The sequence below is a fragment of the Streptomyces globosus genome (assembly GCF_003325375.1).
Lineage (GTDB): Bacteria > Actinomycetota > Actinomycetes > Streptomycetales > Streptomycetaceae > Streptomyces > Streptomyces globosus_A.
Window position 1 is genome coordinate 1,324,399 of the sequence record NZ_CP030862.1, and the last position, 19,386, is coordinate 1,343,784.

Here is a 19,386-nt window from a genome sequence, read left to right on the forward strand (position 1 = left end):
CACCATGGCTGACACGCACATCATCAAGCTCACGGCCGCCCAGACCGCCGAGAAGATCGCCTCCGGCGAGCTGACGGCCGTCGAGGTCACCGAGGCCCACCTGGCCCGCATCGAGGCGACCGACGAGAAGGTCCACGCCTTCCTCCACGTCGACCGCGAGGGCGCCCTCGCGCAGGCCCGCGCCGTCGACGCGAAGCGCGAGCGCGGCGAGGAGCTCGGCCCGCTGGCCGGCGTCCCGCTCGCCCTCAAGGACATCTTCACCACCGCCGGGGTCCCGACCACGGTCGGCTCGAAGATCCTCGAAGGCTGGATCCCGCCGTACGACGCCACCCTGACGCGCAAGCTGAAGGAAGCCGGCGTCGTCATCCTCGGCAAGACCAACATGGACGAGTTCGCCATGGGCTCCTCCACCGAGAACAGCGCCTACGGCCCCACCGGCAACCCCTGGGACCTCACCCGCATCCCCGGCGGCTCCGGCGGCGGCTCCGCGGCCGCGCTGGCCGCCTACCAGGCGCCCCTCGCCATCGGCACGGACACCGGCGGCTCCATCCGCCAGCCCGCCGCCGTCACCGGCACCGTCGGCGTGAAGCCCACGTACGGCGCGGTCTCCCGCTACGGCATGGTCGCCTTCTCCTCCTCCCTCGACCAGGGCGGCCCGTGCGCCCGCACGGTCCTGGACGCGGCCCTGCTGCACGAGGTGATCGCCGGGCACGACCCGCTGGACTCCACCTCCATCGACGCGCCGGTCCCGCCGGTCGTCGAGGCCGCCCGCAACGGCTCCGTGGCCGGCATGCGCGTCGGCGTCGTCAAGCAGTTCCGCGGCGAGGGCTACCAGGCCGGCGTCGTGCAGCGCTTCGAGGAGTCCGTCGAGCTGCTGCGGGAGCTCGGCGCCGAGATCGTCGAGCTGGACTGCCCGTCCTTCGACCTCGCGATGGCCGCGTACTACCTGATCGCGCCGTCCGAGTGCTCCTCCAACCTGGCCCGCTTCGACGCCATGCGCTACGGCCTGCGCGTCGGCGACGACGGCACGAAGTCCGCCGAGGAGGTCACCGCGCTGACCCGCGACGCCGGCTTCGGCGACGAGGTCAAGCGCCGCGTCATCCTCGGCACGTACGCGCTGAGCTCCGGCTACTACGACGCGTACTACGGCTCCGCCCAGAAGGTCCGCACGCTGATCACCCGGGACTTCGAGAAGTCCTTCGAGCAGGTCGACGTGATCGTCTCCCCGACGACCCCGACCACCGCCTTCGCGATCGGCGAGCGCACCGACGACCCGCTGGCGATGTACCTCGCCGACCTGTGCACCATCCCGACCAACCTGGCCGGCAACGCCGCCATGTCGCTGCCCTGCGGCCTGGCGCCGGAGGACGGCCTCCCGGTCGGGCTGCAGATCATCGCCCCGGCGATGAAGGACGACCGCCTGTACAAGGTCGGTGCCGCCGTCGAGGCCGCCTTCACCGAGCGCTGGGGCCACCCGCTGCTTGAGGAGGCTCCGTCGCTGTGACCGGTAGTAGCGCTCTTTCCAAGGCCAAGGGCTTCAAGAAGTCCAGGTCCGGTACGTACCTGTCGATCGGCACCACCGCCTTCGGTGCCATCGGCGTGATCAAGCAGGCCCGCAAGGCCCGCTCCGAGCAGGACATGCTCAAGCTGGTCGACGCCGCCGTGTCGGCCGCCGCCATCGTCACCGGCCTCGCCATCCTGTACCGCGAGCTCAAGCGCCTCGGCGACGACGACGTCCTGATGGGCTGAGAGGGAAGTTTCACTGTGACCGTCACCGAACTGCTGTCGTACGAGGACGCCCTCGCGTCGTACGACCCCGTCATGGGCCTGGAGGTCCATGTCGAGCTCGGCACGAAGACCAAGATGTTCTGCGGCTGCTCGACCGAGCTGGGCGCCGAGCCCAACTCGCAGACCTGCCCCACCTGTCTCGGCCTGCCCGGCTCGCTGCCCGTCGTCAACGCGACCGGCGTCGAGTCCGCCATCAAGATCGGCCTCGCGCTGAACTGCGAGATCGCCGAATGGTGCCGCTTCGCCCGGAAGAACTACTTCTATCCGGACATGCCGAAGAACTTCCAGACCTCCCAGTACGACGAGCCGATCGCCTACAACGGCTACCTCGACGTGCAGCTGGAGGACGGCGAGGTCTTCCGCGTGGAGATCGAGCGCGCCCACATGGAGGAGGACACCGGCAAGTCGCTGCACGTCGGCGGTGCCACCGGCCGTATCCACGGCGCCTCCCACTCCCTGCTGGACTACAACCGCGCCGGCATCCCGCTGATCGAGATCGTCACCAAGCCGATCGTCGGCGCCGGCTCCCGCGCCCCCGAGGTCGCCAAGGCCTACGTCGCCGAGCTGCGCGAGCTCATCAAGGCCCTCGGCGTCTCCGAGGCCCGCATGGACAAGGGCCAGATGCGCTGCGACGTGAACCTGTCGCTGCGCCCGAACGGCACCGAGGAGTTCGGCACCCGCTCGGAGACGAAGAACGTCAACTCGCTGCGCTCCGTCGAGCGCGCGGCGCGCTTCGAGATCCAGCGCCACGCGGCCGTCCTGAGCAGCGGCGGCACGATCGTCCAGGAGACCCGCCACTTCCACGAGGACGACGGCTCCACGACCTCCGGCCGCATCAAGGACAACGCCGAGGACTACCGGTACTTCCCGGAGCCCGACCTCGTCCCGGTCGCCCCGTCCCGCGAGTGGGTCGAGGAGCTGCGCGCCGGCCTGCCCGAGATGCCGCGCGTGCGCCGCAACCGGCTCCGCGAGGAGTGGGGCGTCAGCGAGCACGACATGCAGTCGATTCTCAACGCGGGCGCGGTGGACTCCATCGTCGCCACGATCGAGGAGGGCGCCGACCCGGCCGCCGCCCGCAAGTGGTGGATGGGCGAACTCGCCCGCAACGCCAACGAGCAGGGCGTCTCCGTCGACGAGCTGCCGATCACCCCGGCGCAGGTCGCGCGGGTCGCGGCGCTGGTCGCGGCCGGCGACCTGAACGACAAGCTGGCGCGCCAGGTCATCGAGGGCGTCCTCGCCGGCGAGGGCGCCCCCGACGAGGTCGTCGAGAAGCGCGGCCTGAAGGTCGTCTCGGACGAGGGCGCGCTCGGCGCCGCCGTCGACGAGGCGATCGCGGGCAACCCCGCCATCGCCGACAAGATCCGCGGCGGCAAGGTCGCCGCGGTCGGCGCCCTGGTCGGCGCGGTCATGAAGACCACCCGCGGCCAGGCCGACGCGGCCCGCGTCAAGGAGCTCATCCTGGAGAAGCTCGGCGTCTCCGCCTAGCCGGAGCGTCCGGCGGCTCCGGCCTCCGTCACGCGGAACGGCCCGCACCCCCTCCCGGGGTGCGGGCCGTTGCGCGTGGCGGCCCGTCAGCGGGACTGGGTGCCGGGTGCCTCCAGGAACGCCAGGCGGGCGCGCTTCGCCGGGATGCGGATCTCCGGCAGCACGATCTCGGGCAGCTCGACCTCCGGGCCGAGCGTGAACCCGGAGCGCTCCAGGCGGGCGATGGCCTTCGCATTGCGGGTGTCGGGGTCGGCGACGAGGCGGCGGGTGGTCCCGTCGGCGAGGACGAACGCCATGAAGGCGCCCATCAGCCGCCCGCTGAAGCCGGGCTCGGCGGCGCCCGGGGCCGGGGCGAGGAGCAGGTGCACGCCGGTGTCGCCGGGCCGCGCCTCGTAGCACTCGGAGACCCGGTCCGCCGCGCACTCGTACGTCTGGAACAGGGCGACGGGCACCCCGTCGCGGCGCGCCAGGAACGCGTGGTGCGTGGTGCGGCGGTCGAGGTCCTCGTACACCTCGCGGACGAGGTCCGGGCTCGCCCCGGCCATGCCCCAGAAGCGGGCGCGGTCCTCGCTGACCCAGCGGTGGATCAGCGGGGCGTCGGCGGCCGGGTCGACGGGGGTGAGGGTGACCGTGCCGAACCCGTCGACGGCCTGGATGTGGACGGGCTCGCGGGTGGCTGCGGTGGTGGCTGCGCTCATGCGTCCTCCTTGGTGAGGCGGGCCCAGTCGGTGACGACGGGGACGAGCTCGCAGCGCGCCCACAGCGGCAGCTGGTCGCGGTGGTGGGGCGTGCCGGCCACGCCGTCGGCGCCCAGGGGCACGGCCCAGAGGCTGTCCTCGCGGCGGCCGAGGTCCCACACGTAGCGGGCGGCCGACGCGCGGCCGCACAGGTCGGTGAAGCCGGGGACGGTGGAGGTGGCGTTGACGCAGTCGTGGTCGCCGCCGAGGCCCGGCCACTCGGCGTCCGGATCCGGGAGCGCCGACCACGGCGCGAGGCGGTGCACCTCGGACCAGGGCGTCTCGGGCGCGCCGGCCGCGGCGGTCTCCTCCAGGGCGGCGCGGACGTGCGCGGCCCGGTCCAGGCCGGGGAGCAGCGGCGAGCGCAGCAGGCCCTCCAGGGCGTAGCCGATGCGCGGCAGCAGGTACAGCCAGGGGTGGAACACCTCGGGGCCGGACGGCGGCTCCGCCAGGCCCTCCAGGGCGGGGTCGGCGGCGAAGCGGCGTACGACGGCGGCGCGCAGGGCGGCGAACAGGGTGGCGTCGGTGCTGCCGGCGTCCATGCGCCGGTCCCAGGCCAGCAGCCGGGTCCGCAGCGCCTGCGCCGCGGGGGAGAGCCCCTCCGGGGCGGGCAGCAGGGCGAGCAGCGGCTCCGCGGAGGCCAGGTACGTATCGGCGTGGACGGCGGCCATGGCCTTCGGGGACCAGTCGGCCGAGCCGGAGAGCAGCTCGCGGATGCGGTCGGCGCGGTGCGGGGGAGCGAACTCCACGCCGAGCGGCGAGGCGATGCCGCGGGCGTTGGCCATCACGGCGAAGCCCTGCACCGGCTCGGAAGGGGTCTGCGCCCAGCCCTGCCAGGCGTGGCGGGCGTCCCAGGCGGGCACGGGGCGCAGCCGGTTCGCGGGGTCGCGCAGCGGGACGGCGCCGGCGACGCGGTGCAGCAGGCCGCCCTCGGAGTCGGCGGCGTGGACGACGTTGACGGGCTCGGCCCAGCCGTCGAGGGCGCGGTCGATGTCGGCCACCGTGCGGGCGCGCAGCAGGGCGGGCAGGACGGCGAAGCCGAGGTCGCGGCGGACCCGGGGCGGGTAGCGCAGCGAGAGCGTCTGGCCGGCGCTCTCCTCGCGGGTGATGACCGGGCCGCGGGCGGTCTCCAGGATTTCGACCTCCACGGGGTCTGCGCCCGCGACGGCGATGGTCTCGGTGTGCCGGTGGACGGGCTCCCAGGCGCCGTCGGGCCCCAGCGCCTCGAAGCCGGAGCCGTCGGCTGCCGGGCGTAGCCGCTCCACGTAGAGGTCCTGGTAGTCGGACATCGCGTTGGTGATGGCCCAGGCGGCGGTGCCGGTGTGGCCGAAGTGGGCGAGGCCGGGGATGCCGGGTACGGCGATGCCGACGACGTCGTACTCCGGGCAGGCCAGTCGTATCTGCTGGTAGACGCCCGGCTCTTCGATGATCCGGTGCGGGTCGCCGGCGATGATCGCCGAGCCGGCGGCGGTCCGGTCGCCGGGGACCATCCAGCCGTTGCTGCCGGCGGCGCCGGGGCCGTCGGTGGCGAAGAGGGTGGCGGCCTCGTCGCCCAGGGCGCGGGCGGCTCGCTCGCGCCACAGCTTGGTGGCGAACCCGGCGAACAGGATGTGCGTGGCGATCCAGATGCCGAGCGGCACCCACGGCTCCCACGGGGCGGGTGTGTGGCCGGTGCGGGCGAAGCGCTCGTCGCGGGCGGCGCCCCGGGCCAGGCCGTCGTTGACGCCGTCGACGTATGCCCCGACCCAGGCGGCGGTCTCCGGGTCGAGCGCCTCGTGGCAGCGGCGGGCGGTGTCGTCGAGGCGGCTCTGGCGGGCGAAGCGGTCCCAGGCGAGGGAGTCCGGGCCGAGGATCGCGGCGCCGGCGCCCTGGGAGCGGTGGCGTTCGACCTCCAGCTGCCAGGCCCGGTCCAGGGCGGTGGCCCGGCCCTGGGCGTAGGCCAGCCGGAGCGGGTCGGGGGCGCGCAGGTGCGGGATACCCCAGTCGTCCCGGTACAGCTCGAAGTCGTCCGCGTCGCTCACGCTCACACTCTTCCCCAAGGCATTAGGTTAGGCTCGCCTAAGTGTAGGGGTGCGGGGTGTGGGTGCCGACGCCCGGGTCGGCCGGTCAGGCCCCGGTGGCGCCGTCGATGGCCTCCCGCAGGAGGTCGGCGTGGCCGTTGTGGCGGGCGTACTCGTGGACCATGTGCAGCATGATCAGCCGCAGCGAGGCCTCCTGCCCCCAACTGCGCACGAACACCGCGACGTCGAGCGACTCGGCGGCCTCCTCCACGCGCCGCGCGTGCGCGACCTCCGCGTGCCACGCGGTGAACGCCTCCTCGCGGCCGCAGCCCTCCGGGTCGTAGGCGGCCTGGAAGTCGCCGCTGTCCGACCACAGGTGCGGCACGTCCGCACCGCCCAGGGTGCGGCGGAACCAGTGGCGCTCCACCTCGGCCATGTGGCGGACCAGGCCCATCAGCGACAGGGCCGACGGCGGCATCGAACGGCGCCGCAACTGCTCGCCGGTGAGGCCCTCGCACTTCAGGGCCAGGGTCGAGCGGTGGTAGTCGAGGTAGACGCGCAGCGTCTCGCGCTCACCGCCGGTCAGGGGCGGGTCGATGCGTTCCACGGGCGGGTGCCGTCCTTTCTCACGCCGGGCCGGGGCCGGGACAGGTGCCGGGGGAGGTGCCGGGTCCGGGCTCCCACACGTACGGAACCGTCGTACCGAGGACGTGGAAGCCCAGCCGCTCCAGGATCGGCCGGCTCTGTGCGGAGGCGTCCACGTGCAGGTACGGGATCCCGCGCGCCGCGGCGATCCTGGCCCGGTGGGCCACCAGCAGCCGGTAGACGCCGCGGCCGCGCCATGCGGGCACCGTGCCGCCGCCCCACAGGCCGGCGAAGGGGCTGCCCGGCGGCATCTCCATCCGCGCGGCGCTCACCGGGACGCCGCCGGCCATCGCCACCACGGCGGCGATCGTCTCCGGCGCCCCGCGCAGCCGCTCGCCCACCAGCTCCCGGAGGCCGGGCCGGCGCCGGCCGAAGGCCTCCGTGTGGACGCGCTCCAGCAGGCCCGCGCCCGACGCGTCGGCCACCGCGTGCAGCGTGATGCCGTCGGGCGGCTCCACCGGCAGCGCGGCGAGCTCCTCCGTCCGCCCCACCAGCACCGTCTCGGCCGGCTCGGGGGTGAAGCCCGCGGCGCGCAGCCGTCCCTCCAGGCCCGCCGGGCGGTCGTGCCGGTACAGCTTCCACTCGAAGCCGCAGCCGCGGCCCGCGAAGTACGCCACCTGCGCCGCGATCGCCTCATCCGCCGTGTGCTCGTCAAGGTCCGACCAGAGCACCCCGTTCCAGCCGCTGCCGGGCGAGGTCTGCCGGACCACGCGGCCCACCCGCTCGACCCGGCACCGGGGCGTGTCGGGCGGCGCGCACTCGCGCACATGGCGGTCGTATGCCGCCAGGAGGCGCGCCCGCCCCTCGTGATCGCTTCCCATGGGGGCAGCCGACCACCGGAGCGCCGGCCCGCGCAACTGCATTAGCCTCACCCCCGTGAACGACGTCTGCATCCACACCGGCAAGGCCGCCCCCGACGCCGCTGCCGACCGCGGCTGGCTCCTCGGGCACTTCAAGGACCCCGGCGATCCGCGCCACAGCGCGGACGTGGAGATCAAGTGGGGCGTCCACCCGAAGGGGGACGCGCGGGCGCAGTGGACGGCGGGGGAGGAGCGCACCGCCCTGCTGGTCCTGATCAGCGGCCGCTTCCGGATGGAGTTCCCCGACCGTGACGTCGTCCTCGCCGAGCAGGGCGACTACGTGGTGTGGGGCCGCGGCGTCGACCACTCCTGGTACGCGGAGGAGGAGTCGGTGGTCCTGACGGTGCGCTGGCCGTCCGTCCCCGGCTACCGCGTCGACGAGCCGGCGGCGCCTGCGGTGCGGCAGGGCTGACCCCCGGGCCGCGGGCGGTGCGCATCTGTGATGATGCACACGAAACGGACCAACGATCACCGATGGCTGCGATCGTATGCGTGCGCACCATCCCGGCCGCCCCAGGAGCGACCCTCCCCTCGGCCCGGCCTGCACGCGTTCCAGTGTTCTTCGCATCGGGCTGCCTCCCGGTGAAGATCCGACCCACCAGGGAGCACGTCCGTTGGCAGCAATCGCTCGGTGGTGCATGCGGCACCGGCTGGCCGCCGTCCTGATCTGGCTGCTCGCCCTCGGCGGGACCGCCGCGGCCGCCGTGACCGCCGGAACGGCCTTCTCCACCGACTACGAGGTCCCCGGCACCGAGTCCAGCCGGGCCCACGCCCTCCTCCGCGAGGGCTTCCCCGGACAGGGCGGCGACACCGACACCATCGTGTGGCGGACCCCCGCGCACCTGACGGCCCGCTCACCCGGCGTCGAGCAGCGCATGACCCGGGCCCTCGACACCATCGCCGAGCTGCCGGGCGTCGGCTCGGTCGCCGGACCGTACGGGCCCGGGCCCGAGAGCGCCGCGCAGATCAGCACCGACGGGCGCACCGCCTACGCCGTGGTGACCTTCGACCGGCAGGCGGACGCCGTCCCCACGGCGCAGGCCGAGGCGGTCGTCGCCGCCGCCAGGAACGCCGCCACCGAGGCGGACGGCGTGCAGGTCGAGCTCGGCGGCCGGGCGATCGGCCTGACCGAGGCACCGAAGGCCCACCTCGCCGAGGTCATCGGCGTGGCCGTCGCCGCACTCGTCCTCTTCCTCGCCTTCGGCTCGCTCGCGGCCAGCCTGCTGCCCATCGCGACGGCCCTCGTCTCCGTCGGCACCGCCTACTTCGGCATCAGCCTGCTCGGGCACGCCATGGCCGTCGCCGACTTCGCCCCCATGCTCGGCACCCTCGTCGGACTGGGCGTCGGCATCGACTACGCGCTGTTCATCGTCACCCGGCACCGCAAGGCCCTGCGGCGCGGCATGGGCGTGGCCGAGGCCGCCGAGCAGGCCGTCGCCACCACCGGCAGGGCCGTCGTCTTCGCCGGCGCCACCGTCTGCATCGCCCTGCTCGGCATGCTGGTCCTGCGGCTGAGCTTCCTGAACGGCGTCGCGATAGCCGCCTCGCTGACCGTCGTCCTCACCGTCGCCGCTTCGGTTACCCTGCTGCCGGCCCTCCTCTCGTACATCGGGATGAGCGCCCTCTCGCGGCGCGAGCGCCGCCGCCTCGCCGCCGACGGCCCGCAGCCGGAGCTGCCCACCGGGTTCGCCGCCCGCTGGTCCGCCTTCGTCGAGCGGCACCCCAAGAAGCTCGGCCTCCTGGCCGCCGCCGCCATGGCGGTGCTCGCCCTTCCGACGCTCTCCCTCCACCTGGGCACCTCGGACCAGGGCAACAACCCCGCGACCAGCACCACCCGGCAGGCCTACGACCTGCTTGCCGACGGCTTCGGACCCGGCGTCAACGGCCCCCTCACCGTCGTCGCCCGCCTCGACGGCGCCGGCGACCGGATCGCCGCCGAGCGCCTGGCCGAGGCGCTGCGCGGCGCCGAGGGCGTCGCCTCCGCCGGCCCCGCCGTCCTCAACCGCAGCGGCGACACCGCCGTGGTCACCGTCGTACCCGAGTCGGCACCGCAGTCCCGGGCCACCAGCGACCTCGTCGCCCACCTGCGCGAGGACGTCGTCCCCGCCGCCCGCGAGGGCACCGGCATGGAGGTCCACGTCGGCGGCGTGACGGCCGGATACGACGACTTCGCGGACGTCATCGTCGGCAAGCTCCCCCTCTTCGTCGGCGTCGTCATCGCCCTCGGGTGCGTCCTGCTCCTGCTCGCCTTCCGGTCCATAGGCATCCCCCTCAAGGCCGCGGCCATGAACGTCGCCGCGGTCGCCTCCTCCTTCGGTGTCGTCGTCGCGATCTTCCAGTGGGGCTGGGGCAGCGAGCTGATGGGGCTGGGCAGCGCCGGCCCGATCGAACCCTTCCTCCCCGTGATCATGGTGTCGGTCCTCTTCGGGCTCTCGATGGACTACCAGGTCTTCCTCGTCAGCCGGATGTACGAGGAGTGGCTGGAGACCGGCGACAACCGGCGGGCCGTCCGCGTCGGCCTCGCCGAGACCAGCCGCGTGATCAACTCGGCCGCCGTCATCATGATCTCGGTGTTCCTGGCCTTCGTGCTCAGCGGCGACCGGATCATCGCCATGTTCGGCATCGCCCTCGCCGCGGCCGTCGCCCTCGACGCCTTCGTCCTGCGCACCCTCCTCGTCCCCGCGCTCATGCACCTGCTCGGCGGCGCGAACTGGTGGCTGCCGGCCTGGCTGGAGCGCCGCCTCCCGCGCATCAGCATCGAGCCGCCGGAGACCGCCCCCGCCGCGGCCCTCCCCGCCCAGCGCACTGCCGCCCCGGCCCAGGACGACGCCGAACCCGCCGCCCCCTCCCACTGACCCCTTTCCTGCCCCTACGCCGCCGCGCCAGGCCGGCGCCCCTCCCGGGCCGCCCGCAGTGCGTCCGGCGGCTGCGGGCGAGGCAGGCGGCCCTCCGCCCCACCTGCTGCGGCTGCCGGGCCTCACTCAGCCGGGGAAGCCTGATCCCCGCGGCGTATGAGGACCCTCCCGGATTCCAGGTCTATCGGCCCGCGCCCCGGATCACCGTCCGTGACGTCCGTCCGGGACAGCTCCAGCCGCTTGCGCTCCTCGTCCGTGTGCCTGCGCCCCGGGTTGAACAGCTCCTCGATCAGGTTGAACACCACGCCACCGCGCCTTCCGCCCCGCCCGGGGCCCACCGGTCACCGGACCGTCAGGGTCAGGATCCTGTCGTCGCCCGCCTCGGGGGATCCGCGGCGGTCCGTCTCGCTCGTCACCAGCAGCAGCCTGTCCCCGCCGAGGGCCACCACCGACCGCAGCCGGCCGTACCTGCCCTCCAGGAACGCCTCGGGGTCGGCCGCGGGTCTGTCCCCGGCCAGCGGGATCCGCCACAGCCGCTCGCCCTTCAGCCCGGCCATCCACACCGAGCCCTGGGCGACGGCGATGCCGCTGGGGGAGGCCTCGTCCGGCCGCCACACGGCGACCGGGTCGCGCATGCCCGCCAGACCCGCCTTGCCCTCCGCCTGCGGCCAGCCGTAGTTGGCACCCGGCTCGATCAGATTCAGCTCGTCCCACGTGTTCTGGCCGAACTCCGCCGCCCACAGCCGCTTGTCCTGGTCCCAGGCGAGGCCCTGCACATTGCGGTGCCCGTAGGAGTAGACGACCGAGTCGGGCTCGGGATTGCCGTGCACCGGCTGACCGTCCGGCGTCATCCGCAGGATCTTGCCGCCGAGCGACTTCCTGTCCTGCGCGAGGCCCGTGTCGCCCGTCTCACCCGTCCCCGCGTAGAGCATGCGGTCCGGGCCGAACGCGATCCGGCCGCCGTTGTGCACGACCCCCTTCGGAATGCCCCGCAGCACCGTGTCCGGCGCGCCGAGCTGCTGGCCCGGCTCGCGCTTTTCGTCATAGCGCATGCGGGCGATGCGGTTGTCGGACTCCGTCGTGAAGTAGGCGTACACCATCCGGTCGGACGCGAACGACGGGGACAGGGCCAGCCCCAGCAGCCCGCCCTCGCCGCCCGGCGCGACGCCCGGCACCCTCCCGACGACCACCGCCTTCCCCGACGCGGCCGCGACCCGGCTGATCGTGCCCTTGTCCCGGGAGGCCACCAGCAGGTCCCCCTCGGGCAGCGGGGCCACGCCCCACGGCGACTCCAGGTCCCGCGCCACCTCCCCGGTGACCTCCACGGAGCCCTTCGCCGGCGCCGCGGACGCTGCCGCCGCCGACGCCTGGGCCGATCCGCTGGGGGCCCCGCGCGGCGGTGACGCGCCCGTGGATCCCGCCGGCCCGCCCTCCGGCGAGCACCCCGCCAGCAGCGCCCCGCACCCCGCGAGCGCCACGGCGGCCAGCACGCCGCGCACCCGCCCGTACTCCGCAGGCCGGCCCGCGCCCGCCCCGCCGAACCGCCGCCCCGTCCGCACTCCCCGCATGGCCCTGCTCCCCTCCGGTCCCGCGACCGCCCGACGCGATCGTGCCCGTCACCTGTCCAACCACTCGGACTCCCCCCGAAGTTCCACCAGTCGTACACCCGATCGAGTGGTCCTGGGTCGGCTCCCCGGCCGGGCACCTCCGGAGGTCAGTCCCAGGACCCCACGGCCGCCGGCAGCGCCGCGATCTCCGCCAGGTCGCCCGGCGTCAGCCGCAGCCCCGCCGCCCCCGCGTTCTCCGCCGCCCAGCCCGCCCGGTCCGCGCCCGGCACGGGCACCACCTGCGGCCCCTGCGCCAGCACCCACGCAAGCGCCACCTGCGCCGCCGTCACCTGCGGACCGTGCCGCCGGGCCACCCGGCGCAGCCCCGCGACCAGCACCTGGTTCGTCGCCATCGCCTCCGCCGTGAACCGCGGGTGCCGGGCCCGGACGTCCTCCCACTCGAAACCCTGCCCCGGGGTCAGCGTCCCCGTCAGGAACCCGCTGCCCAGCGGCATCGCCGCGAGGAACCCCACCCCGCGCGCCGCGCACCACGGCAGCAGCCGCCGCAGCGCCTCCTGCGACCACACCGACAGCTCGGCCTCCACCGCGCTCACCGGGAACACCTGCTGGACGCGGTCCAGGTGCCGCAGCAGGGCCCCGTACGCCGGGTCCCCGCGGCGCCCCGCGCCCGGGCCGGCGCCCGCGCCGAGAGCGCAGAACCCCAGCGCGCGCACCTTCCCCGCGCCCACCAGCTCGGCCATTGCGCCCCAGGTCTCCTCCACCGGGACCTCCGGGTCCACCCGGTGCAGCTGGTAGAGGTCGATGACGTCGGTGCGCAGCCGGCGCAGCGAGGCGTCGCAGGCCCGCCTGAGGTACTCCGGCCGCCCGCACGCCACCACGTGCTGCTCGCCCGCGCGCAGCCCCACCTTGGCGGACACGAACGCCTCCGCCCGCCGCTCGCGCAGCACCCTGCCGAGGAGCAGCTCGTTCGTGAACGGCCCGTACACGTCGGCCGTGTCGAGCAGGGTGCAGCCGAGGTCGAGCGCCGTGTGCACCGCCGCCAGCGACTCCTCGCCGCGCCGCCGCGAGGGCGCGTAGGCCCAGCTCATCGGCATGCACCCGAGTCCGACGGCGCCCACCGCCAGCGCCCCCGCCCCGATCGACCTGCGCTCCACCCGTGCGTCCCCCTCCGCGTCCGCCAACAACCTAACGGCTTGATCGCGATCCCTTGGCATAGCCTCGTGATCATGACTGCAAAGACCCCGGACGTCTGGCTCCCGTTCCCGGCGGAGGAGGTCGAGGGCCTTCCCGACTGCTTCCGCTACCGGCGCTGGGACGGCGAGGACGACTTCCCCGCCGACCCGGCCGACTGCACCTTCTACGTCACCCCGTACATGAAGTCGCCCGAGGTGACCCTGCGGCCGCTGGCGGGCATGCCGGACATCGAGGTCGTGCAGACCCTCACCGCCGGCGTCGACCACGTCCTCGGCGGCCTCGACCGCCTGCCGGCCGGAGTCCGGCTCTGCAACGCCCGCGGGGTGCACGAGGCCAGCACGGCCGAGCTCGCCCTCACCCTCGTCCTCGCCTCGCTGCGCGGCATCCCCCGCATGGTCCGCGGCCAGGACCGCGAGCAGTGGCTCGGCGGCTTCTACTCCGCCCTCGCCGACAAGTCCGTGCTCATCGTCGGCTACGGATCCGTCGGCGCAGCCGTCGAAGACCGGCTCGCGGCATTCGAGTGCGCGCGGATCATGCGCGTCGCGCGCTCGGCGCGCACTACCGCGCGCGGGCCCGTCCACGCTCTCCACGACCTTCCCCGCCTCCTCCCGGAAGCCGACGTCGTGATCCTGTGCACCCCGCTCACCGGCGCGACCCGCGGCCTCGCGGGCAGGGACTTCCTCGCGGCGATGGCGGACGGCGCCCTGCTGGTGAACGTCGCCCGCGGGCCCGTCGTCGACACCGGCGCCCTGCTCGCCGAGCTGGAGTCCGGCCGGCTGAGCGCGGCCCTCGACGTCACCGACCCCGAGCCGCTGCCCGCCGGACATCCGCTGTGGCACGCTCCCCACGTCCTCATCACGCCGCACGTCGGCGGCAGCAGCTCTGCCTTCGAGCCGCGCGCCAAGCGCCTGGTGGCCCGCCAGCTCGGCCGGTTCGCAGCGGGGGAGCCGCTGGAGAACACCGTGCTGATCACCAGCTGACGCGCGGTGCGCACGCTCCGCATCCGTACGGATGCGCTCAGTGGCATCAATTCCCCATATGGTAACTCAGCGTAAAACATCTATATCGCTGAGTGACGAAAGTGGTGTATCGTCCGGAACAAGGGGCTGCGCCACGAACGTCTGGCGCTGGGGTGATCGGACACTTTGGGGGGCGACGGGCGATGCACGGCCAATGGACCAGGGATCCGCTGCGGCACAGCCGCCGGAAACGACGAAGGGGCGCGCCGGAACCGGCCTGCGAGGGGGACCGGTGAACGCCCCGGGCGCGGCCGCGGTCGGCCGGCCGCACTCCTGCGGGGGCGGCAGGAGCCTCGCGATGCAGCTGCTCCTCGCCGTGGTCAGCGGCGGCTACGCGGTCGGCGCCGCCCTCGGGTGGGGATCCCAGGACCTCGCCGAGATCATGGGCGACTTCGGCCTCAGCGCCGCCGCCCTGCTCGCGGCCGTCTCCTGCTACGCGTACGCGCGGACCATCGACAGCCGCGAGCGCCCCGCCTGGCTGCTCTTCGCGTTCTCCTCCCTCATGGGAGCCTGCGGCAACGCCGTCTGGGGCTGGTACGAGGTCGTCCTCGGCGAGCCCGTGCCCAAGCCGTCGCTGGCCGACTTCGCCTTCCTCTGCTTCGCGCCGCCCGCCATCGTCGGCCTGCTCGTCCTCGCCAAGCGCCCCGTCACGCGGGCCGGCTGGGTGTGCCTCGCGCTCGACTCCTGGCTCATCGGCGGCTCACTGCTCACCCTCTCCTGGAGCCTCGCCCTGGCCAACGCCGCGCGGACGGCCCAGGAGGGCGTCGCCGGCAGTGTGCCGCGCGCCGCGTTCTCGCTCGCCTACCCCCTGCTCGACATCGCCCTCGTCTCGATGGTGCTCGTCCTGCACTTCCGGCGCTCCGAGGTCAACCGGTCCGCCGTCAACACCGCCATCGCGGCGCTGGCCCTCACCGTGCTGAGCGACGCCCTGTTCACCTCGCCGCTGCTGGGCGCGGGCTACCAGTCAGGCCAGCTGCTGGACGCGGGCTGGTTCGCGGGCTCGCTCCTCCTCGCGTACGCGCCGTGGGGCGCCCGCCGGCTGCCGTCCGGCCCCGCCGGGCGGCACCCCGACCGCCAGGCCGGCCGCCCCATCACCGGCTCGCTGCCCGCGCTGACGCCGTACCTGGCGGCCGCCGTCTGCACCCTGGGGATCCTGTACAACGTCGTCGACGGGCGGAAGGTCGACCGCGTGGTCGTCTTCACCGGCTGCACCGTCGTCCTCGCCCTCGTCATCCGCCAGGGCATCATGCTCCTCGACAACATCGCGCTGACGCAGGAGCTGGCGCAGAAGGAGAACCACTTCCGCTCCCTGGTCCAGGGCTCCAGCGACGTCATCATGATCGCCGACCCGGCCGGGACGCTCCGCTACGTCAGCCCGGCCGCCGCGGGGGTGTACGGCCGCGAGGCGGAGGAGCTGGTCGGCACGGAGCTCGCCTCGCTGATCCACCCGCACGACCTGGGCCGCGTCGTCCACGAGGTGCGCCGCTTCCTCGCCGCCCCGCCGGCCGAGGAGCCCACCACCCGCATCGAGTGCCGCTTCAAGTCGGGCGGCGGCGAATGGCTCAACGTCGAATCCACCGTCAACCGCCACCAGGGCGGCCTCATCCTCAACAGCCGCGACGTCACCGAACGCGTCCGGCTCCAGGCCCAGCTCCAGCACAGCGCCGAGCACGACCCGCTCACCGACCTCCCCAACCGGGCCCTGTTCACCCGCCGGGTCCGCCGGGCCCTCACCGGGCGGCGCGCCGGCGACCGCGGCGCCGCGGTCCTCTTCATCGACCTCGACGGCTTCAAGGCCGTCAACGACACCATCGGCCACCAGGCAGGGGACGAGCTGCTCGTCGAGGCCGCGCGCCGCCTCCAGGACTCGGTGCGCGCCGGGGACACCGCCGCCCGCCTCGGCGGCGACGAGTTCGCCGCACTGATCGCCGGCGACGCTGGCCGCGACCGGGGCGCCCGCGAGCACCAGGTCCGCGAGATCGCGGACCGGCTGCGCGCCACCCTCTCCCAGCCGTACCGGGTCGGCGGGACCGAGGTGAGGGTGGCCGCCAGCATCGGCGTGGCCTTCGCCGAACCGGGGATCACCCCGACCGACCTCATGCGGAACGCGGACCTCGCGATGTACCGGGCGAAGGCGGGCGGCAAGGACCGCGTCGAGCTGTACGCCCCGCAGATGCAGGCCGACGCCGTACGGCGGGCGGAGGCCGCCGGCCGGCTGCGGACGGCGCTGCGCGGCGGCGAGTTCGCCCTGCTGCACCAGCCGGTCGTCTCGCTGGAGACGGGCGAGGTCAGCGCCGTCGCGGCGCAGGCCCGCTGGCGCTCGGGGCAGGGGATCCTCTTCACCCCCGCCGAGTTCCTGAGAGTCGCCGAGCAGGGCGAGGGCGTCCCGTCGGCAGAGGCGGCCGCCGCGCACCAGCCGGAGGGGGCGTTCGGAACCGGGCGCGGCCGGCCCGCGGAGATCGCCCGCTGGCTGCTGGAGCAGGCCGTCCGGGAGGCGGCCGACCGGCACGCGGCGGGGCACGGCGTACCGGTGTGCGTGCGGATGGGCGCCGACCGGCTGCTGGACCGGGCCGGACCGCCCGGCTCCCTGGAGGCGCTGCTGCGCCGCCACGGGCTGCCTCCGGGGGCGCTGGTCGTCGAACTGGCCGAGTGCGACCCCAGGGTCCCCTTCGACGAGCTGGAGCGCCGCCTGGCCGCCCTGCGCCGGCTCGGCGTCCTGGTCGCCCTCGACGGCTTCGGCAGCGGCTACGCCGGCATCGGGGCCCTGCGCCGGCTGCCGGTGGACATCCTCAAGCTGGACCCCGCGCTGGTCGCGGGCGTCGTCGAGTCCTCCCGCCTCCGCAAGATCACCGCGGGCCTCTTGCGCATCGCAAACGATCTGGGCATGCAGTCCGCGGCCGAGGGGGTCGACCTGCCGGAGCAGGTCCTGGCCCTGCGGTCCATGGGATGCACGCACGGCCAGGGACTGGCGTTTTCCGGCCCGCTCGACGAGTACAGGCTGCGGCGCGCGCTGGTGCGCGGTACGTTCCCAGTACCGGGCGGGGCGGTCGAGCCCGCCCTGGCCGGTGGTGCGTCCGGGGGCGCGATGGCCGTCCGGAGAGGCTCACATAATGAGACGCCCGTCCCACCTACTTGACATCCCCCTCCCGGCGGAGGGAGGGTCAGTGCCATGCGCACCCGAATTCTCGTACTTGGAAAGCGCGTCGGCTGAAGCCGGGACCTGCATGTCCCCGCTCCGTGCACCCGACGCGCTCCCCTCGCTTGCCATCCGGCACGAGGGGTTTTTTGTTGCACTGGCACACCTTCGAACCGTCGTAAAACCCTCAGCTTCGAGAAGAGAATGCCGATGACCGAGCAGGCCTCCGGGGCCCAGCATCCGCAGCCGCGGCCCCGTTCCGGCGGACAGCAGCCCGCCGCCGTTGAGCACGTCACGGGTGCGCAGTCCCTCATCCGCTCTCTCGAAGAGGTGGGGTGCGACACCGTCTTCGGCATTCCGGGCGGCGCGATCCTCCCGGCGTACGACCCGATGATGGACAGCACCAAGGTCCGCCACATCCTGGTCCGGCACGAGCAGGGCGCCGGACACGCGGCCACCGGCTACGCGCAGGCCACCGGCAAGGTCGGCGTCTGCATGGCCACCTCCGGCCCCGGCGCCACCAACCTCGTCACCCCGATCGCCGACGCGCACATGGACTCCGTCCCGCTCGTCGCCATCACCGGCCAGGTCTCCTCCAAGGCGATCGGCACCGACGCCTTCCAGGAGGCGGACATCGTCGGCATCACCATGCCGATCACCAAGCACAACTTCCTGGTCACCAAGGCCGAGGACATCCCGAAGACCATCGCCGAGGCCTTCCACATCGCGTCCACCGGCCGCCCGGGCCCCGTCCTCGTCGACATCGCCAAGGACGCCCTCCAGGCCCGCACCGCCTTCTCCTGGCCGCCCGCCCAGGACCTGCCCGGCTACCGCCCGGTCACCAAGCCGCACGCCAAGCAGATCCGCGAGGCCGCCAAGCTGATCTGCCAGGCCAAGCGCCCCGTCCTGTACGTCGGCGGCGGCGTCATGAAGTCCGGCGCGACCGCCGAGCTGAAGGTCCTCGCGGAGCTGTCCGGCGTCCCGGTCACCACCACCCTGATGGCGCTGGGCTCCTTCCCCGACAGCCACCCGCTGCACATCGGCATGCCGGGCATGCACGGCGCGGTCACCGCCGTCACCGCCCTGCAGAAGTCCGACCTGCTGATCGCGCTCGGCACCCGCTTCGACGACCGGGTCACCGGCAAGCTCGACAGCTTCGCCCCCTACGCCAAGGTCATCCACGCGGACATCGACCCCGCCGAGATCGGCAAGAACCGCGAGGTCGACGTCCCGATCGTCGGCGACGCCCGCGAGGTCATCGCCGACCTGATCCAGGCGATCCAGGCCGAGCACAACGACGGCAACGCCGGCGACTACGCCGCCTGGTGGAGGGACCTCAACCGCTGGCGCGAGACCTACCCGCTGGGCTACGACACGCCCGACGACGGCATGCTCTCGCCGCAGCAGGTCATCCAGCGCATCGGCGAACTCGCCCCGCCGCACACGGTCTTCGCGGCCGGCGTCGGCCAGCACCAGATGTGGGCCTCGCACTTCATCCAGTACGAGGAGCCCCGCACCTGGCTCAACTCCGGCGGCGCCGGAACCATGGGGTACGCGGTCCCCGCCGCGATGGGCGCCAAGGTCGGCGCCCCGGACCGCACGGTCTGGGCGATCGACGGCGACGGCTGCTTCCAGATGACCAACCAGGAACTCGTCACCTGCGCCCTGAACAACATCCCGATCAAGGTCGCGATCATCAACAACGGCGCGCTGGGCATGGTCCGCCAGTGGCAGACCCTCTTCTACAACCAGCGGTACTCCAACACCGTGCTGCACGCCGACGACACCGGCCACGACACCGTCGGCTCCCAGCTCGGCGAGTCGACCGCGCCCCGCAAGGGCACCCGCGTCCCGGACTTCGTCAAGCTGTCCGAGGCGATGGGCTGCGTGGCGCTGCGCTGCGAGGACCCGGCCGACCTCGACAAGGTCATCGCCGAGGCCAACGCCATCAACGACCGCCCCGTCGTCATCGACTTCATCGTCCACGAGGACGCCATGGTGTGGCCGATGGTCGCCGCCGGCACCTCCAACGACGAGGTCATGGCCGCCCGGGGCGTCCGTCCCGACTTCGGCGACAACGAAGACGACTGAGCCGGAAG

At 73.9% G+C, this 19,386-nt stretch carries 15 protein-coding genes; 8 read left to right on the forward strand and 7 right to left on the reverse strand.

The window, feature by feature from the left end; genetic code table 11:
* Positions 1 to 4 precede the first annotated feature (4 nt).
* The 3 genes from gatA (at position 5) to gatB (ending at position 3,273) form a co-directional block, all read left to right on the forward strand.
* Positions 5 to 1,504: an Asp-tRNA(Asn)/Glu-tRNA(Gln) amidotransferase subunit GatA gene (gene gatA / locus C0216_RS06275; RefSeq protein ID WP_114054295.1), complete on the forward strand. Its 1,500-nt coding sequence runs from the start codon at positions 5 to 7 to the stop codon at positions 1,502 to 1,504.
* Positions 1,501 to 1,749, forward strand: coding sequence for a hypothetical protein (locus C0216_RS06280; protein WP_114054296.1), 249 nt, complete (start codon positions 1,501 to 1,503; stop codon positions 1,747 to 1,749). The genes gatA and C0216_RS06280 overlap by 4 nt, the downstream gene beginning before the upstream one ends.
* Positions 1,750 to 1,821: 72 nt before the next feature.
* Positions 1,822 to 3,273: an Asp-tRNA(Asn)/Glu-tRNA(Gln) amidotransferase subunit GatB gene (gene gatB, locus C0216_RS06285; protein ID WP_246042784.1), complete on the forward strand. Its 1,452-nt coding sequence runs from the start codon at positions 1,822 to 1,824 to the stop codon at positions 3,271 to 3,273.
* 86 nt (positions 3,274 to 3,359) lie between these two features.
* Here gatB and C0216_RS06290 read toward each other — a convergent pair whose 3' ends face one another.
* The 4 genes from C0216_RS06290 to C0216_RS06305 all read right to left on the reverse strand — a co-directional run bounded on the left by C0216_RS06290 (position 3,360) and on the right by C0216_RS06305 (position 7,476).
* Positions 3,360 to 3,971, reverse strand: coding sequence for a GNAT family N-acetyltransferase (locus C0216_RS06290; protein WP_114054298.1), 612 nt, complete (start codon positions 3,969 to 3,971; stop codon positions 3,360 to 3,362).
* Entirely contained in the window at positions 3,968 to 6,031 is a 2,064-nt protein-coding gene (locus tag C0216_RS06295) for a penicillin acylase family protein (protein ID WP_114054299.1), read from the reverse strand. Before C0216_RS06295 ends, C0216_RS06290 begins: the two co-directional genes overlap by 4 nt.
* Before the next feature lie 85 nt (positions 6,032 to 6,116).
* Complete coding sequence (locus tag C0216_RS06300; RefSeq protein ID WP_114054300.1) at positions 6,117 to 6,617, reverse strand: DinB family protein; 501 nt, start codon at positions 6,615 to 6,617, stop codon at positions 6,117 to 6,119.
* 19 nt (positions 6,618 to 6,636) lie between these two features.
* Positions 6,637 to 7,476 (reverse strand): GNAT family N-acetyltransferase, encoded by an 840-nt coding sequence (locus C0216_RS06305; protein ID WP_114054301.1) that lies wholly within the window; start codon positions 7,474 to 7,476, stop codon positions 6,637 to 6,639.
* Positions 7,477 to 7,531: 55 nt separating this feature from the next.
* Between C0216_RS06305 and C0216_RS06310 the strand changes: the two genes are divergently transcribed.
* The gene (locus C0216_RS06310) at positions 7,532 to 7,927 is read left to right on the forward strand and encodes a signal peptidase I (protein ID WP_114058490.1); all 396 of its coding nucleotides are present in this window, start codon (positions 7,532 to 7,534) and stop codon (positions 7,925 to 7,927) included.
* 202 nt (positions 7,928 to 8,129) lie between these two features.
* Positions 8,130 to 10,370, forward strand: coding sequence for an MMPL family transporter (locus tag C0216_RS06315; protein ID WP_114054302.1), 2,241 nt, complete (start codon positions 8,130 to 8,132; stop codon positions 10,368 to 10,370).
* Between the two features lie 122 nt (positions 10,371 to 10,492).
* On the opposite strand, the gene C0216_RS06320 is transcribed toward C0216_RS06315, so the two are convergent.
* From C0216_RS06320 to C0216_RS06330, 3 genes are all read right to left on the reverse strand, one after another.
* Positions 10,493 to 10,675 (reverse strand): DUF6191 domain-containing protein, encoded by a 183-nt coding sequence (locus C0216_RS06320; protein WP_428985400.1) that lies wholly within the window; start codon positions 10,673 to 10,675, stop codon positions 10,493 to 10,495.
* Positions 10,676 to 10,711: 36 nt separating this feature from the next.
* Complete coding sequence (locus C0216_RS06325; protein WP_114054303.1) at positions 10,712 to 11,938, reverse strand: PQQ-dependent sugar dehydrogenase; 1,227 nt, start codon at positions 11,936 to 11,938, stop codon at positions 10,712 to 10,714.
* A 146-nt stretch (positions 11,939 to 12,084) separates the two neighbouring features.
* Entirely contained in the window at positions 12,085 to 13,092 is a 1,008-nt protein-coding gene (locus tag C0216_RS06330) for an aldo/keto reductase (RefSeq protein ID WP_114054304.1), read from the reverse strand.
* Positions 13,093 to 13,164: 72 nt separating this feature from the next.
* Here C0216_RS06330 and C0216_RS06335 point away from each other — a divergent pair, with 72 nt between their 5' ends.
* The 3 genes from C0216_RS06335 to C0216_RS06345 all read left to right on the forward strand — a co-directional run bounded on the left by C0216_RS06335 (position 13,165) and on the right by C0216_RS06345 (position 19,378).
* The gene (locus tag C0216_RS06335) at positions 13,165 to 14,112 is read left to right on the forward strand and encodes a 2-hydroxyacid dehydrogenase (protein ID WP_114058492.1); all 948 of its coding nucleotides are present in this window, start codon (positions 13,165 to 13,167) and stop codon (positions 14,110 to 14,112) included.
* Positions 14,113 to 14,449: 337 nt separating this feature from the next.
* Positions 14,450 to 17,287, forward strand: coding sequence for a putative bifunctional diguanylate cyclase/phosphodiesterase (locus C0216_RS06340; RefSeq protein WP_246042344.1), 2,838 nt, complete (start codon positions 14,450 to 14,452; stop codon positions 17,285 to 17,287).
* 204 nt (positions 17,288 to 17,491) lie between these two features.
* Entirely contained in the window at positions 17,492 to 19,378 is a 1,887-nt protein-coding gene (locus C0216_RS06345; RefSeq protein ID WP_114054306.1) for an acetolactate synthase large subunit, read from the forward strand.
* Positions 19,379 to 19,386: the final 8 nt, after the last annotated feature.

Bases quoted from the DNA above. Each gene is read 5' to 3' on its own strand.
- gatA (WP_114054295.1), top strand. From the start codon at position 5: ATGGCTGACACGCACATCATCAAGCTCACGGCCGCCCAGACCGCCGAG.
- gatB (WP_246042784.1), top strand. From the start codon at position 1,822: ATGGGCCTGGAGGTCCATGTCGAGCTCGGCACGAAGACCAAGATGTTC.
- C0216_RS06290 (WP_114054298.1), bottom strand. From the start codon at position 3,971: ATGAGCGCAGCCACCACCGCAGCCACCCGCGAGCCCGTCCACATCCAG.
- C0216_RS06305 (WP_114054301.1), bottom strand. From the start codon at position 7,476: ATGGGAAGCGATCACGAGGGGCGGGCGCGCCTCCTGGCGGCATACGAC.
- C0216_RS06325 (WP_114054303.1), bottom strand. From the start codon at position 11,938: ATGCGGGGAGTGCGGACGGGGCGGCGGTTCGGCGGGGCGGGCGCGGGC.
- C0216_RS06335 (WP_114058492.1), top strand. From the start codon at position 13,165: ATGACTGCAAAGACCCCGGACGTCTGGCTCCCGTTCCCGGCGGAGGAG.
- C0216_RS06340 (WP_246042344.1), top strand. From the start codon at position 14,450: ATGCAGCTGCTCCTCGCCGTGGTCAGCGGCGGCTACGCGGTCGGCGCC.
- C0216_RS06345 (WP_114054306.1), top strand. From the start codon at position 17,492: ATGCCGATGACCGAGCAGGCCTCCGGGGCCCAGCATCCGCAGCCGCGG.